The sequence below is a fragment of the Pseudoalteromonas rubra genome, from assembly GCF_005887095.1.
GTDB lineage: Bacteria > Pseudomonadota > Gammaproteobacteria > Enterobacterales > Alteromonadaceae > Pseudoalteromonas > Pseudoalteromonas rubra_E.
Genome location: NZ_PNCI01000054.1, coordinates 13,649 through 27,818, shown reverse-complemented (window position 1 = coordinate 27,818; position 14,170 = coordinate 13,649). Strand labels below are relative to the sequence as shown.

General features: G+C 47.4%; 13 protein-coding genes. 5 read left to right on the top strand and 8 right to left on the bottom strand.

The features are described from left to right. Positions 1-266 precede the first annotated feature (266 nt). The 3 genes from CWB99_RS19730 (at position 267) to CWB99_RS19720 (ending at position 3,171) form a co-directional block, all read left to right on the top strand. Entirely contained in the window at positions 267-650 is a 384-nt protein-coding gene (locus CWB99_RS19730) for a nuclear transport factor 2 family protein (RefSeq protein WP_138553162.1), read from the top strand. Positions 651-697: 47 nt separating this feature from the next. Then, positions 698-1,306, top strand: coding sequence for a LysE family translocator (locus CWB99_RS19725; protein ID WP_138553161.1), 609 nt, complete (start codon positions 698-700; stop codon positions 1,304-1,306). Between the two features lie 332 nt (positions 1,307-1,638). Then, positions 1,639-3,171, top strand: coding sequence for a hybrid sensor histidine kinase/response regulator (locus tag CWB99_RS19720; protein WP_138553160.1), 1,533 nt, complete (start codon positions 1,639-1,641; stop codon positions 3,169-3,171). Positions 3,172-3,183: 12 nt separating this feature from the next. Here CWB99_RS19720 and CWB99_RS19715 read toward each other — a convergent pair whose 3' ends face one another. After that, positions 3,184-3,474: a hypothetical protein gene (locus CWB99_RS19715; protein ID WP_138553159.1), complete on the bottom strand. Its 291-nt coding sequence runs from the start codon at positions 3,472-3,474 to the stop codon at positions 3,184-3,186. A 97-nt stretch (positions 3,475-3,571) separates the two neighbouring features. On the opposite strand from CWB99_RS19715, the gene CWB99_RS19710 reads away from it, so the two are divergent. After that, positions 3,572-4,537 (top strand): hypothetical protein, encoded by a 966-nt coding sequence (locus CWB99_RS19710; RefSeq protein ID WP_138553158.1) that lies wholly within the window; start codon positions 3,572-3,574, stop codon positions 4,535-4,537. 86 nt (positions 4,538-4,623) lie between these two features. Here the strand turns inward: CWB99_RS19710 and CWB99_RS19705 are convergent, their stop codons facing one another. From CWB99_RS19705 to CWB99_RS19690, 3 genes are all read right to left on the bottom strand, one after another. Continuing rightward, the gene (locus tag CWB99_RS19705) at positions 4,624-5,367 is read right to left on the bottom strand and encodes a hypothetical protein (RefSeq protein ID WP_138553157.1); all 744 of its coding nucleotides are present in this window, start codon (positions 5,365-5,367) and stop codon (positions 4,624-4,626) included. Positions 5,368-5,462: 95 nt separating this feature from the next. Next, positions 5,463-7,058 carry a PepSY-associated TM helix domain-containing protein gene (locus CWB99_RS19700; RefSeq protein WP_249332006.1) on the bottom strand — a complete coding sequence of 532 codons (1,596 nt, stop codon included), beginning with the start codon at positions 7,056-7,058 and terminating at the stop codon, positions 5,463-5,465. Positions 7,059-7,305: 247 nt separating this feature from the next. Further along, on the bottom strand, positions 7,306-7,626 hold the full coding sequence (locus tag CWB99_RS19690) for a hypothetical protein (RefSeq protein ID WP_138553155.1): 321 nt from the start codon (positions 7,624-7,626) through the stop codon (positions 7,306-7,308). 316 nt (positions 7,627-7,942) lie between these two features. Here CWB99_RS19690 and CWB99_RS19685 point away from each other — a divergent pair, with 316 nt between their 5' ends. Then, positions 7,943-8,386, top strand: coding sequence for a GNAT family N-acetyltransferase (locus CWB99_RS19685; RefSeq protein ID WP_138553154.1), 444 nt, complete (start codon positions 7,943-7,945; stop codon positions 8,384-8,386). Here CWB99_RS19685 and CWB99_RS19680 read toward each other — a convergent pair. The 4 genes from CWB99_RS19680 to CWB99_RS19665 all read right to left on the bottom strand — a co-directional run bounded on the left by CWB99_RS19680 (position 8,376) and on the right by CWB99_RS19665 (position 14,161). Then, positions 8,376-9,185, bottom strand: a complete 810-nt coding sequence (locus CWB99_RS19680; RefSeq protein WP_138553153.1) for a substrate-binding periplasmic protein — start codon at positions 9,183-9,185, stop codon at positions 8,376-8,378. The genes CWB99_RS19685 and CWB99_RS19680 overlap by 11 nt on opposite strands. Before the next feature lie 109 nt (positions 9,186-9,294). After that, positions 9,295-12,345 carry an amino acid adenylation domain-containing protein gene (locus CWB99_RS19675; protein ID WP_138553152.1) on the bottom strand — a complete coding sequence of 1,017 codons (3,051 nt, stop codon included), beginning with the start codon at positions 12,343-12,345 and terminating at the stop codon, positions 9,295-9,297. After that, positions 12,342-13,061, bottom strand: a complete 720-nt coding sequence (locus tag CWB99_RS19670) for a DUF1796 family putative cysteine peptidase (RefSeq protein WP_138553151.1) — start codon at positions 13,059-13,061, stop codon at positions 12,342-12,344. The genes CWB99_RS19675 and CWB99_RS19670 overlap by 4 nt, the downstream gene beginning before the upstream one ends. After that, positions 13,058-14,161 carry a glycosyltransferase gene (locus tag CWB99_RS19665; protein ID WP_138553150.1) on the bottom strand — a complete coding sequence of 368 codons (1,104 nt, stop codon included), beginning with the start codon at positions 14,159-14,161 and terminating at the stop codon, positions 13,058-13,060. Before CWB99_RS19665 ends, CWB99_RS19670 begins: the two co-directional genes overlap by 4 nt. Between the last annotated feature and the right edge of the window lie 9 nt (positions 14,162-14,170).

Below are 14,170 nucleotides of genomic sequence, written 5' to 3'. Positions count from 1 at the left end.
GAGTCCTAGTTCTTATCTTAGTTATAACACAAAAATGTTATAATATAACATTTCAATTATCACTAAATTGGGGTTAATTACTAAAAACGTAAGACGAAGTGAATAATTTAGTCGGTTGAAGACCGATTGTTGTGCCGACAGGATCGCTCGTATTTTTACGTTGCTTGCCAGTAAGTCACTTGCCAAACAAAGCGCCTGTCGATTTAATGACCTTATCCCTGTGCAAAGTCAGGGCGACCCACATGTTTTAAATAAGGAGAATTGACATGTCAGCACACAAGCATATTGACCTGATCGAGGCTTATATTCATGCCTACAACACCTTTGACATTAGCGCTATGCTGGCGCTGCTGGATGATCAGGTCGTTTTTGAAAACGAAGCAAATGGCGAGATAACAACACGTACTCAAGGTAAAGCGGCATTCGAACAACTCGCTGTAAAGAGTGCGGCGTTATTCGAAACCCGCCAACAGACAATCACCGAGCTGGCTCTGGGGGAGTATGCGGTTACAGCCTACATTCAATATCAGGCAACCCTGGCAGCCGACTTGCCAAATGGCTTGAGCGCAGGAGATACACTAGAGCTTAAGGGCGAAACCCAATTTCGATTCCACAATAACAAAATCACTTATATTAAAGACGTAAGCTGAGATATGATCCGTCTGGATGTTTTATTGAGCTAAAAAGGATAGAGTGCATGACCTTTGAACATTATCTCGCATTATTTATTGCCATGTTTCTTGTCGCCGTCATACCCGGCCCCGCCGTATTCGCGATTACTTCGGCCTCCGTTGCCAGTGGCTATAAGCGAGGTATAAGTATGACACTGGGCTTACTGCTGGCCGACTATGTGTTCATTTTACTTGCGATTTCAGGTCTGGCAGTCGTCGCCGAAGTGCTGGGCAGCGCCTTTGTTATCATCAAGTACCTCTGCGCGGCTTATCTGATCTGGATGGGAATTTCCCTGCTACTGTCCAAGCCCGATACAACGCCTACAGACACCGCAACACACAGCACTCACTCGGCCATACTGAGCGGTTTTTTGCTCACGCTGAGTAACCCTAAAGCCATTGTTTTTTATGTTGCTTTGTTTCCCACCTTCGTGGCCATAGAAAGTATGACCTATGTGGATATTTTGGGGATCATGGTATGTGCAACGCTGGCATTTGGCTCAGTTAATCTGGGCTATGTTTATTTGGGTGGCCAAGCCAGAAAGCTGATCTCAACACCTCGACGACTCACCTTGCTCAACCGATGTGCCGGTTCTGTATTAGCAGCATCTGGTGTGACGGTCGCTATGCGCTGAGAGTTTCAGTAACGACCACACTGGCATTTGTGTGGTCCCCACTGATAATGCTCTGCATTATTTTTTGAAACTGGGGTCATAGTTACTCCTGTGCAAATGCCCTTTACAGTACTGTGTATCACTATGCGGTTACCAGAGCACAACAGCATAGAGGTAATCCATTTGGCGTCATTCCGTGTTTTGTTGTTCAATCCTCTTTTACAGCTCACTATACAAACATACAAGTGGCAATTTTAGAACAAACCAACCTGCTCGTTATACTTTATTGGCTTTGCTCCTTTTCACAAACTCAGTCTATACTCGACACAAAATAGATTTATACCGATGGAAATATGCACAGACTAGAAAAGGAACTCTACGATCGTATCAAAAGTGATCCTGCGCTGTTTGAGTTTGTTCAAGAGTCTTCGCTGGATGGGATCTGGTTTTGGGATCTGGAAAACCCCGATGAAGAATGGATGAGTGACAAGCTCTGGCGCACTCTGGGCTACGACCCCAACACAAAAACACATAATATATCCGAGTGGCAGTCAATCATTGATCAAGATGACTTGGCAAAAGCTATAGAAAACTTTAACCGTCACGCTGAAGATCCAACTCACCCATACGACCAAATCGTCCGTTATCAGCATGCCAATGGGTCAACTGTGTGGATCCGTTGCAGAGGTATGATCCTGAGAAATGCGCAAGGAGAGCCTGTACGCATGCTCGGTGCGCACACTGACGTCACCAAAGTGAAAGAAAGTGAGCAACAGGCCATTGATGCTTTGCGTGCCAGAGATCGCTTTTTTGCTCGTATGTCTCATGAAATTCGCACGCCTCTATTTGGTATGTTGGGGGTTGCTGAATCGTTAAAAAACACCGTACAAAACCCCGATATACTGCGTGATTTACACACTATATTAGATTGCGGTGAACAACTTCAATCGCTGCTCAATGACATTCTCACACTGACTAAACTGGAAGCCGGAAAACTTACCACCAGTCTTGAAACCGTTTCATTGCAACAAATATTTTTGCATCTCCAGCGACTCTATGAAGGCACAGCAAAAGAAAAAGGGCTGACCTTGGAGGTCGCAAATACGAATTGCCAGGCTTTATTTTGTAAAACTGACAAAGTCCGCCTGACTCAGGTCCTCAGTAACCTTTTGAGCAACGCCATAAAATACACCAAACAAGGCAAAGTCTCTGTGAATGCCAAGTACCATAATGGCAAATGTGATCTCATGATTCAGGACACTGGTGTTGGAATAAAAGACGTAACAGCAGTTTGCGAGCCCTACTCACAGGAAAAACATGCGGATCTCACAGGAATAGGCAGCACCGGACTGGGGCTGGATGTTGTAATACAACTGTGCGATATTCTTGGATACGAGTTTTCACTACAGTCAGAAGTAAATGTGGGCACTACAGCCATCATACGTTTGGCTGCACAGAAGGATGTATCACAAAAGAGCAGTTCAACCGAGCATGAACAACACAGTCCCGAGTCGACTTTGCAGCTGGGAAATGTGCTCGTAGTCGACGATAACGCCATAAATCTAATTGTGGCAAACCGAATGCTAGAAGGCCATTGCGCATTGTTAGACAATGCACAGAACGGAATAGAGGCACTTAACAAACTTAAGAGTGGCCCTGGCTACGACATTGTATTACTCGATATAAATATGCCAGGTATGAGCGGTTATGATGTACTTAAACAACTCACTGAACTCAGGTTACCAGTCACACCAAACATCGTGATGCTTTCTGCGGATGCATATGAAGCCACCAAAGTTACCTGCCTTGAACTGGGCGCACATGATTATCTGGTAAAGCCGTATTCGCAAAATCAACTATTTTCAGTCCTCAGTAGATTGCCATAACACGTACCTTCATCAGTGGTAAAGCTTGGTTTGTTTGCTGAACAAGGTCACAAAGTGTGGCAATACTCGCTCGCTGATCCGTTCACCGAAGAGGCTGCTGTGGTCGCCTTCAAACACCTCAACCTGTACTTTGCTGTTACTTATCTTGCTCAGCTCACGAAGACGCTGGTTTCCTTGCGCAATCCAGCTATATTCGTCTTTATTACCCACTTCAACGCGCACTGTATCCAGTTTATTGAGGATCTGTGTAAAGCCGTAACAACTCGCCAAATCCACTTTAACCTTAGAAAAAAGATGAGTCACAGTCCATTTAATTAAAAATTAATATTTATTTACTTGATGTTTAGAAACATAAGTAGATAAATTGTTGCACAAAACCAAAATACAAAGGAAATGAAAGATGAGTACAAAAGTAAAAGCACTGACACTGGCAGCGGTTTTAGGCACTAGTTTTTTGCCTGGTATGGCATCAGCCGCAATCAACAACAATATCGGTGAGTGTGATTTCTACAGTTTATTTGAGCAACACCATAGGGACGATTATGTTACCCGGGTTACCGCGTCTGTTTCTTACAAAAGCTATCAAGGCTGTGCACTGAACAGAAACAATCACGTAAAATCAGTACTGACAAAAACCTCTTATCGCAGGCAAGCACTCGAAGCTGATATCCGCCAAAAGGTGTATCAGAGTATCGACTCTAACCTCAATGGCAGCTTTGACCTGGACTACGTAAACACCAACCTCAATGGACCTTTGGTATTTGAATTACGTGAATCTGGCGGCCGTATTTTAGCTAAGGCAGGTGGCATAGGTATTAGCTCTACGGCAAAAATTACGTTAAAAAACACCCCATCCTTTATTTTCAAAGCCTATGGCAAAATCAATTCTCCTGAAATCTGGGCAACTGCAGACTACAATCCTTATAGTGGTGAAGTTAGCAACATCAGAGTTAACCCGGTGAACCTGAATATTGACTTTGAAACCCGCTTTTTGGGGATCAGCATTCCTGGCTTGTCAAACCTGATAGACAACTTTGTTGAGTCCAAGCTATCGAGCATGGTTTACGGTGCCATTAACAGTGATAAACTAACGGGTTCCCGTACTATTTTCTCCCTAGATAAAGCCATCCCGAGTGGTGAATTTTTCTATGGTGGTGAAGATTTAGGTGTAAAGGCAAAAGATGCTATTCAACACATCATCAGTGGGCAGTCAGTCCGTATTTCAATCTCTGGTAATTCGCTGGGATACACCACGCACTCCGCTTCTTTAAACGTCAAGCTCTCTGACACACTGGAAATACAATTAGACAGTCAACGCAGAAAGAACCCGCTGGGTCCTGATACCTGCCCTGTTAGTTGTCTCTAAATATAGAAACTGAGCAAGTACGCAGAGGCACCTTCATAAGTGCCTCATTTCTCAGCGATCAACCTGCGCTTATCTGGTCACCCACTCTAGGTAAAGCGTTTATCGAGTAGCTTAAAGGTACTCAGGTCAATCAGTGCACTAAACACCTGTTCCTGCCTGGAAAATACAAGCAACAAGTTACCCTCGTTGTTCACAGCCTGAGTTATTATTTCAGTATAGCCTTGAATAATTTCGGTATAGCCTTGAATAATTTCGGTATAGCCGGAGCCATCCAGACGACTCAAAGCAAAAATGAGTTCATCCTCATAATCGAGCTGCTTATCCGCATTAGAGTCCTCATTGATAAGCTCATAAAAAATTGCCTGGTTTTGCTCGCTGAGCCGACCGTTTTGCCGCTCCAGCGTACCATAACGATAGATAAGCTGATCCACAGAGTCGAATAACCAACGAGATTCATTGTTACTGGCGTTGATCAATATCGCGTTTTTCATACGAGATTCTCGATAACGACTATACACTTTAAAAGAACTGTTGCTACGCTTGAACCCCTCTACACTTGGGGTATCTGTCGCGTCGACGATGAGCTTTTCAGATTCCAAAGGTATAAGAAAATAGTCATAGTCTCCAAGCTGCACCGGGAAACCCAGATCCCAGTTTTCTTCCTGATCTTTATCCTCCGCCAAATTTAACGACACATTCTGCTCGTCGTGCTCTCTGAACACCCCCTTGCCCACTTCATAGGCAAGGATTGCGCCCAAAAATAACGCCGAGAGTAAAATTATTACGCCGTTAATCCGCCAGACCCAAGTAAAAAAAGCGTTTGTTTTCATAATAAAGCAGCACTAGATGTATTGAGACAGTAACGATAGCACGGCTATCTTTTAGGCACAAAAAAGGCGCTGTGACAGCGCCTTTTCTTTATGAGTTATGCCTGGGAGGCGATGGGCTCCACGTCTGTGGGTGCCACCTGTTTCTCGCCTGCATATACCCGCTTCATTGCCCCAACACAAATTACAGATAATAACAGTAAGATAGCATCAACCAGTAAAACGTCGCGTAACACACTCCCTTCAAGCTGGCTGGAAACACCATACAGCAAGGTCCAGTCTGCAACTGCGACCAGAGCAAACAATGCAGCACATATACCGAGTAGCCCCTTACAGAACAACTTTTGATTGGCAAACAATTGAGCAATGACGATGCAGGCAATCCACACGGCGTAAAAACTGCGTTCAATTAAGTCCGCCCTGCCAAGCTGCTCTATCGGCAGTACTCTTGCCAAAGCAAAGCCTACTGCTGTCGCCAGAACAACCCCGATAAAACCGCCAGAGGTTAGACGTCTGACAAAGTTCAGACTGCGTACACTTTGCTTACGTTGCTTGGCACGTTTGTCGATCCACATTAAATTACCTGTGATAATCAGATATGCTGTTGCCAGGCCAAACAAGAAAAAGGCCATACGCATGCCATAGCCGGCAAAATCACCAAAATGCAAACTCGCAATGGTTGATAAGCCACCACGTACTGCATTGTCGTAATTGTCCATCGTCAGGTAAATTTGCTCCTGACTACTCATCAGATAACGTACTTCACGCCAAAGAGAAAAATCGTCATTACTGGTAGCAGCAAATACCAGAATGGCACTCTCGTCACCATAGTGCTCTATGCTAATACGCTCTAGTGTCACATCACCCATGGTTGCCATCGCACGCCGGTACATCTCGTCTAAGCCTGTCATGGCCATGCGCTTATCTACTTCTTCCAAATGAGGCTGGTCGAATCCAGCGGCATCAAGTAACGCGTCCTGGTTGCCTTGATACAAAATCACGGCATAAGAGATCTGATAAATAATCACCAGGTTGAATACCAAACCAGTAAAGGCATACATAATATGCATCGGCAAACCCATAGTGCCAATGAGGTTGTGTGCATCCAGCCATTTGTCTTTTTTGCCGTCTTTACGGTATTGAAAGAACTTGCTAAATAACTTGCGCCAATGGATCACAATACCGCTGAGTATCGCAACAAAGAAAAATAAGGTCACTAAGCCCACGAAATACAGACCCGGGCGGTCCAGCCCAAGATTGTAATGAAGCAAATAGACGAACTCGGCATAGTTATATTCATGACTGTCCCCGACCAGCTCTCCCGTGGTTGCGTCAAACAACAACGTGTGATGTTCATGATCTTCACCAGTCACTGGATCCGGCTGTGCTAACTCGCTTTCAAAGCCAATTTCGATATAAGGATTATGTTCGTCCGGGGGAAAGATGAAAAAGCCGCCATGCATTTCCACTTGGTATCGTTCTTCAATGGTTGCCAGTGCTTTGTCGAACGCTGGCGTGCCCGTTGCTGCCTTTGCATCGATCAACAAAGGGGTGCGTTCCCAACTGGTGATATTGGCCTTAAACAACGAGATTGCGCCTGCAAAAAAGATCACAAACAGGACAGTGGAAATGATAAGCCCAACCCAGGCATGTGCATTCGTGAGTGATTTTAACGTCTGATTATTCATCGTCATTGCCTACCTTAGCATCATCAGAGTTGTATTAAGTATGACGGAGGGCACAAACATGAGCATGAGTGCCTTAAAGGATTTCCACGCAGATGGGTAAGCATATGCCCATACGATGCAGCCCGCCCAAATGGGAAATGCCAGGATCAAACCAATCAGCAGCCTGGTTCCTTCAGAAAAAGGAAGCAATAAGTTTAAGTTCAGTACCAAAGAGACTGACAAAAATAAACCGATGAACAAACCAATTAATGTTCTAGGCCACATAACTTGCCCCTCCGAAAAGTAAACTCACCAGGCACAACGCCGCGGTTATTGAGAAGGTGCGTACTTTTGAGTAACCCGAACTAATGGTGACCGTAAACAAACTCAGCATAAACACCACTAAGGCCGCCAACATTGACGATACCCAGGGATAATCAAAACTAAATGTCACGATCCCGAGAATGAACAAAGAAAGCGCACTAAACCCAGCCAACGGCTTGGGCCATGCTCTTGAAATGAGGGTTTGCCGTTCACTGCCGAGGTATAAACTCAGTGCAGACAGCCACAAAGGAATAATTGCAATAAAACTCATATTTATACTAATCGTTATCATTTGCAATTATGGTACGGTTTTACACCCAGACATTCAACTGCAAAGCGCAAAATATAGTCGCTGATAAGGCGCGTATTGTGGCGCAGTCTTTTTATTCTGAGTGCCTCAGCGCCAGATTTTCAGGTTCATTAAAGTTTTGTTTCTTTGAACAATTTACCCTTGCAACCCCAAAAGCATTGGGATTAGATAAGCAATAGCACTATCCACTCTTCAGCTTGTGGTTCAGGATGGCGAGGTGCGGCCGGCGAGGTACCAACAAGATCTGAGCGACAGACCCAGACAATAGTGAGGGAATATGGAGATAGAACTAAGACAAGCCAGCAATGCCGACAAGCCTTACCTGTTACAGCTTCGCCTGCAAACCATGGTAGAACACCTTGAGCAGGCTGGCATTTTCCTCTGCGAAGAGGCACACCTGTGCCGGCTGGAAGAAGACTATGCCTGCTCCCACTTGCTGCTCATTAATAAGGTGGTAGTAGGGACTCTTAAATTTCGGCTAGTAAATGGTCAGGTAGAAATTATGCAGCTTCAAATTGCGCCTGAATTCCAGAAACAAGGGCTTGGCCGCTGCACGCTCAAACACTTGTTCGAGCAATACCCCGATACCCCCTTAATCCTGACAGTGCTCAAACACAATCCGGCGCGTCGTTTGTACCTTTCATTGGGTTTTGAGACCTATGATGAAGACGAGTATGAATATCTTATGCGCAGACCTGCACACAAAACATTTATGGCTTAGCTTGCGCTGAGCCGGATAACAAACGTTGAAAATGCAGGTCAATCAGTTCATCGATGGCAGCCCGATTACGTTCGATGGCCAGATTGAACTGCTGTAACCGTTTCTCGCTAAACAAGCCCGGCCGAATCATATAATGTGCGGGGTTTTTATGTACAGTTAAACGACTTGCCCTGACGTGTGCTTTATAGGGTTCCCGGTTGATTAGGTAAATGCCGGTGAACAAATCTTCCACCGCGTAATCAACACGCTTTCGCACCAGCAAATTAAAGCGCTCCGTCGCTAAATTGATATCGACCACACAATCCGGACACTGCTGAGCAACGCGGGAAAATGCTTCGCCATAGACACTGCCACGATTCACAGCCACAAGCGACTTGGTCAAAAAGTGCAGGGTTGGCGCAAATGCATGTTGCGGGCTCAGGGGGTTATCCGCATGGCGGAACAATTGCATGACTTCATCCCGGTACGGCACGCTGAATTCGGAGAATTTGCGTCGCTCCTGCGTGAAGCTGGCTGCAAAAATCACATCGACTTTGCCTTTTTTAAACTCTTCAAAAGTCCGGCTTGAAGAGGGAAAGGACACATAGCGCCAACATAAATTGGCATGTTTCAGAACCAGCTCCAGGATCTCTATATCCAGACCCTGATACTGCTCCCCCACTCGATAAGAGTATGGCGGCCAGTTGTCGCTGGCACTGACAGTGACCGTTTGATCGCAGGATTGTGCAAGGGCCATATATGGCGTCAGGCACACAACACTGACCAGCAAAAAGCTCATACAATAACGAAAAAAGCGCATAGTCCCCTCACACAACACTTACCAGCTTAGACCATAACACGCTCTTTAACCGAAGACTCTAATTTTGCGCAACAAATCAAAGCATTCAAATCTGGCAAAAAAGGGGGGGTTATCCAAAGCTCAACTGCTTAAAAGCCTTGACCAAATTCGCTGACAGCACGTCAAGCCAACGCTGACTTACAATACCCGTATCACTTTTCAATTCTACCGTCAAACCGCTCTCTTGCTCCCTCACAAAGCGGATCTGCAACCAGTGATAGAGCTGCCCAAAGGAAAAAACCTCTGCGTCGGTGAGCCAGTCGGTTGCACTCAAACCAAGCCCTGGCTGAGCAAATAATTGCTCCTCAGGCAGCTCAATATGATCGGCAAAAGCCACCGAAATTCTTGGCGCCTGAGTTTGAGCAAGCGCTTTAAAAGACGAGTCCTTGCTGAACAAACTCAGCCAGCCATAACTGTGCCCGCCAACCGGAGGTGCAAGCAAGTCCGCGCAGGTCGTTTCGAATTGCGCTTTAACAGACTCACAGCCATGCAGCAGCAAAGGAGCACTCTGAGCAAACCAGCCCACAGCCTGCCCTGTTTCGACGGTTATGCCGCACTCTGGATCTTTTAAAGGTTGCCTGCCGTTGTTTTCAAGCGCCACCACCATAGACTTTTCTGCTGTGCACCTCAGGTAACTGTGAGCCAGTGCCGCAAAGAGAATGGTCTGCAAAGACTGACCTTGCTGAGCGAGCCGTGACATCAAAGCAGCTACCTGCTCCGCTCCTCCCAACACAGCTTGATTACTGACTGAGTGTAGCCTGTCTATATGCTTGAGTTTGCGTTCTGCTTCCAGACAAAAAGCGCCCCTGCCGCTGAGCGCTCGTCGCCAGTAAACGAGATCCCTGTCAAACCAGCCAGCCATAACTGCACGATGCCACTGCTGCTGCCAATGTAGCAACGCCCAGTCTCGCTGCCTGTCAAATTGGCTCGGCGCATGAAGCAGGCTATCCAGATCATCGCTGAGCACCTGAAGGCTGATATCGTCCACTAACAGGTGGCTCAGCCCCATAGCCACAATATGACCGTAGCGACTGCGATAGCTGGCAATGGTCACCAACTGTTCCTGTAATGAAGACTCCGCGAGGCAGGACTTAAATGCATCGCAGGCCTGTCGTTTAAAGTCATCAAAACTCGCTACGTCAAGCTCATCCGTCAGGTGTAAAGCCCCTTTACTGATAGACTGTGTCATCTCTTTTACATTGAAGCGCAATCTCAGTGTGGGGTATTTACGCAGTATAATCCGCGCAACCTGGTGCACTTTTTCGCTGCTGAACTGCTGGCGGGTAAACAATACAGAACACACTTGCCAGCGGGCGATCTGCTCAACATGGATCATGGCCAGTTTATTCGGCAAAGCGTAATTGAGCAGCTCAGGTGAGAAGTGGAGCTTACTGGCACCGCCATAGTTTTCCAACTGAGCCAATGGCGTGTCATTCAGCAATTGAGACAAAGACAAGGTCCAGCCATGCTGCTTGGCACGTAGCTGCAGTGCCAACGCTTTGAGTGAGTCACCTCCTTGCTCCTTATACCCTTTAGACATGGCGAGCCTGGCAAGTGGTATATTCAAACTGTGTGCAATGAGTTCGCTCACAGATGCCACCTTGGAAGATTGCACAAACCGCTGCTGCGCGGTCCGCTGTAAAGCCTGTTTATCAATTTTGCCATTGGCCGTGGTTGGCAACTGAGAGTAATAATAGAACTGTGCAGGCAACATATAGTCAGGCAAAGATTGGCTCAACGCCTGGCGTAGCTTAGGTGTGTGTTTGTCATTAAGCGCTCCGGCAACAAAGGCTATCAGTTCAGTACCAACAGCCAGTACCGCTGAACTCTGTACACCGGGACAGTGATCCAGCACAGCCTCGATACCTTCAAGCTCTATCCGGTGTCCCAGTAAGTTAACTTGATTATCTTGGCGGCCCAGATAAGTGATAAGCCCTTGTTCGTCTCGCTTGACCAAATCACCACTACGATAGAAGCGCTGCGTACGGCCTAACCGCTGCATCGTTATAAACTTATCGGCCGTTTTTTGTGGCTCAGCCAGGTACTCCAAAGCCAGGCCCTCACCCCCAATCAGCAACTCCCCTTCTTTGGCTGGCCGGTTCTGAGCATCAATGATCAGTAAGATACTGCCTGCCGACGGACGACCAATGGGTACTCTTTGCCGCTTCAGATCCTGACGAGTAATCCGGTGCAAACATGATGTCACTGTGGCTTCGGACGGACCATACTCATTATAAAGCGCGACTCGCTCGAACAAGTTTAGCCGCTCCCAGTGGCGCACTATATTATGGCTGAATTCCTCACCGCCAAGAATTGCCGTGCTAAGTGTCATGTCAGAAAGCCAGCCTTGAGCACGCGGATCCGCCAGAAAGGTTGCCAGCAGGCTAGGTGGTACATCAATATGGGTGATTTTGTGCGAGATACACACAGCCGCAAACTCTGCCGGATCAAGGGCTGTACGCTGTGTAAAGTATACACAGGCACCGGCTGAGAGAAACATCAGCAGCTGCTGCAAATAAGCATCGGTCGAACTGGATAAAATACACAACGCACGGTCATCTGGGGTTAATTGATACTGTTGTCTTGCGGCCTGGATCTGCTGAGCCAGGCTGTACCGCGAAATGCTGATGCCTTTGGGCAGACCAGTACTGCCGGAAGTGTACACATGATAAGCAACATGCCGTTTTTCGTTATTGATATTGTCTGCAGAGGGTGTATGCACATAGTGCGCAGCAGGTGCTTGATCACAAGACAGGGCAATTTTGCAACCAGCGACACCTAATTGAGGGTAATTCTGGCTGTAAAGCGCTACCCGCACCTGACTAAGTGCCAGCATATGCTGCTTGCGAGCCTCCGGAAAACGGGTATCCAGGCATACAAAAGGGCATCCCATCAGCAACGCACTCAACACACCTGTCGCACTTAACCGAGGATCATCCCCATAGATGGCGACACACTCATTCGGCTGAACGTCAAATCTCTTCAGCTGAGCAAGGCAGCAGGCAACCCGTTCTCGCAACTCACCATAGGTCAATGTCCAGTCATCGCCAACTAAAGCCCGTGCTTGAGCCGGTTTTTCGAGGATCTGGGCGACCATATCAGCCACTGTGACAGGGTTCATGCCGACTCCTTTACAACGCTGAGTCCGGAAAATCCGTTGACACCCACTAACATATCACTCCAGTGCTGGAGTTCACGCCCTTCCATCCAGGGCTCATCATTGTCAAAAGTGTACTTACGGGTAAATGCCAATCCGGGTCGGCTGTGTTCAGACAGCTCATCGTGAAAGGTTGCCACCAGCAGGCCCACCTTTGCGTTTGGACACACCTGTTCAAGCGTTGCTTTTAAAGCCTGTATGTTAGCCAGGATTTCGTCGGGTGTTTCAAATTGCCAGTCTGCATGCTCCTCCATGGCTACACTCAGGAAGAACAACACACTATCGAGGCTTGTAAGCTCGGTAAAAAAGCGCTCGCAGATCCCATCAAATTTCTCGCGAAAGATCGGATACTCCCGAGCCAAATCGTGGTTTTCCAGCGCAAAATCGTGAGCTGATAAATATCCAGCCGAGGGGTCGGCATACTTGCGATACTCTTTGCAGTCAGGCTCGTAGGGCATTAAGTTTTCCAGTAACAGCACTTCTTTGCAGCGCGTTTGCAATGCTCTGTCGAGATCAGCAACAGAGCGCCCGCCGATCCAGTCGAACGGGCCACGCCGACACCCCAAACCCAGTTGACGGGTCAGGTGTCTGGGTCGACAGTCCATGCCCAGACTGTGCACCCGACTATAATTACCGGCAATATAAGGGTTGCCTGCCTGGACTGATAAGGGGTTACTCATGCACAGGCTCCTTTACCTTGTAATTTGTTTAAACAAACGCGCCCTATCACCCGCCACCAGGTCGGTACTTCCAGCATCACGCGCGCAAATGGGATCAGACAGAGTTTGAGCTTATGGTGAGGGATAGTCCGAAACTCACTGCTCGCCTTGCTGTATAGCCAGAAGGTTTCGACAAACCCCAGCGCTGTCCAGGCCAGCACCAGAGCAACACCAACCGCCGTACTAAACAAAAATGCGCTTAGCAAAATCAAAGGCATCAAAAGAAAGATACTGACGGAGATCATGTCAATACGATGGCGCAGGCCCAGAATGGTTTTTTCTGCCATCTGGGCACGATAAAACTCGGCCTTATGCAGTGCCACTTCCACAAACCCCTGCGACCAGCGACGGCGTTGCTGTAGCAGCGCACTGAAGGTTTGCGGGGGCTGCGTCAGTGCCTCTATTTCGGGCGCATAAAACACGGTATAACCCAGTTCCAGGCCCAACAAACAGGTTTCTCTGTCTTCACCGCTACGCAACCCGCTATGGCGAGATAATAAATCAGTGATGATGGGTCGCTTGTACAAGCACCCTGCCCCCGGCATGATAGGCACGCTGCCTTCATTTTTGCTGAACTGATAGCTGGCTCGCTCCAGAGCATATTCCAACATCTGAAACTGCACCGCAGGTGTATTGCCCGCCGTGGGGCGCATGCTGAAATAGCACCCCATAGAAGAGGGATCAGCTGCCAGTTTGCGATGTACTTCAGGCAGATTATCCAAACCATGAAGCTCTGTATCAAAATCGGTGAAAATGATGTATTGATGCGGTAAAGCTTTGATCAGGGTGTAAAGTGCCCCAATTTTTTGCCCATTTGGCGTCACCCGGCTAAGGCTAAGATGTGTCAGCTGCTCAGTATTGGCCGAAAATGGTTGGTCGGTAGAGCCATCATCAATCAGGATGATATCGAGCTCAGGATGGCGCGCAGCCAGCGCATCAAAGTATACAAGTCGCTCGGCAAAGTGCGTTTTATCGCCCGCTTCGTTATAAAACGGCACCAATACTGCCGTCGTTTGAGTGGTTACCCGCTGTGCCAGCCAGGTTAACTGATAATCTTTCATCGCACGCTC

Excerpts from the sequence above, each read along its gene's own strand:
- CWB99_RS19730 (WP_138553162.1), top strand. The coding sequence starts at position 267 with ATGTCAGCACACAAGCATATTGACCTGATCGAGGCTTATATTCATGCC.
- CWB99_RS19725 (WP_138553161.1), top strand. The coding sequence starts at position 698 with ATGACCTTTGAACATTATCTCGCATTATTTATTGCCATGTTTCTTGTC.
- CWB99_RS19720 (WP_138553160.1), top strand. The coding sequence starts at position 1,639 with ATGCACAGACTAGAAAAGGAACTCTACGATCGTATCAAAAGTGATCCT.
- CWB99_RS19710 (WP_138553158.1), top strand. The coding sequence starts at position 3,572 with ATGAGTACAAAAGTAAAAGCACTGACACTGGCAGCGGTTTTAGGCACT.
- CWB99_RS19705 (WP_138553157.1), bottom strand. The coding sequence starts at position 5,367 with ATGAAAACAAACGCTTTTTTTACTTGGGTCTGGCGGATTAACGGCGTA.
- CWB99_RS19700 (WP_249332006.1), bottom strand. The coding sequence starts at position 7,058 with ATGACGATGAATAATCAGACGTTAAAATCACTCACGAATGCACATGCC.
- CWB99_RS19690 (WP_138553155.1), bottom strand. The coding sequence starts at position 7,626 with ATGAGTTTTATTGCAATTATTCCTTTGTGGCTGTCTGCACTGAGTTTA.
- CWB99_RS19685 (WP_138553154.1), top strand. The coding sequence starts at position 7,943 with ATGGAGATAGAACTAAGACAAGCCAGCAATGCCGACAAGCCTTACCTG.
- CWB99_RS19680 (WP_138553153.1), bottom strand. The coding sequence starts at position 9,185 with ATGCGCTTTTTTCGTTATTGTATGAGCTTTTTGCTGGTCAGTGTTGTG.
- CWB99_RS19675 (WP_138553152.1), bottom strand. The coding sequence starts at position 12,345 with ATGAACCCTGTCACAGTGGCTGATATGGTCGCCCAGATCCTCGAAAAA.
- CWB99_RS19670 (WP_138553151.1), bottom strand. The coding sequence starts at position 13,061 with ATGAGTAACCCCTTATCAGTCCAGGCAGGCAACCCTTATATTGCCGGT.
- CWB99_RS19665 (WP_138553150.1), bottom strand. The coding sequence starts at position 14,161 with ATGAAAGATTATCAGTTAACCTGGCTGGCACAGCGGGTAACCACTCAA.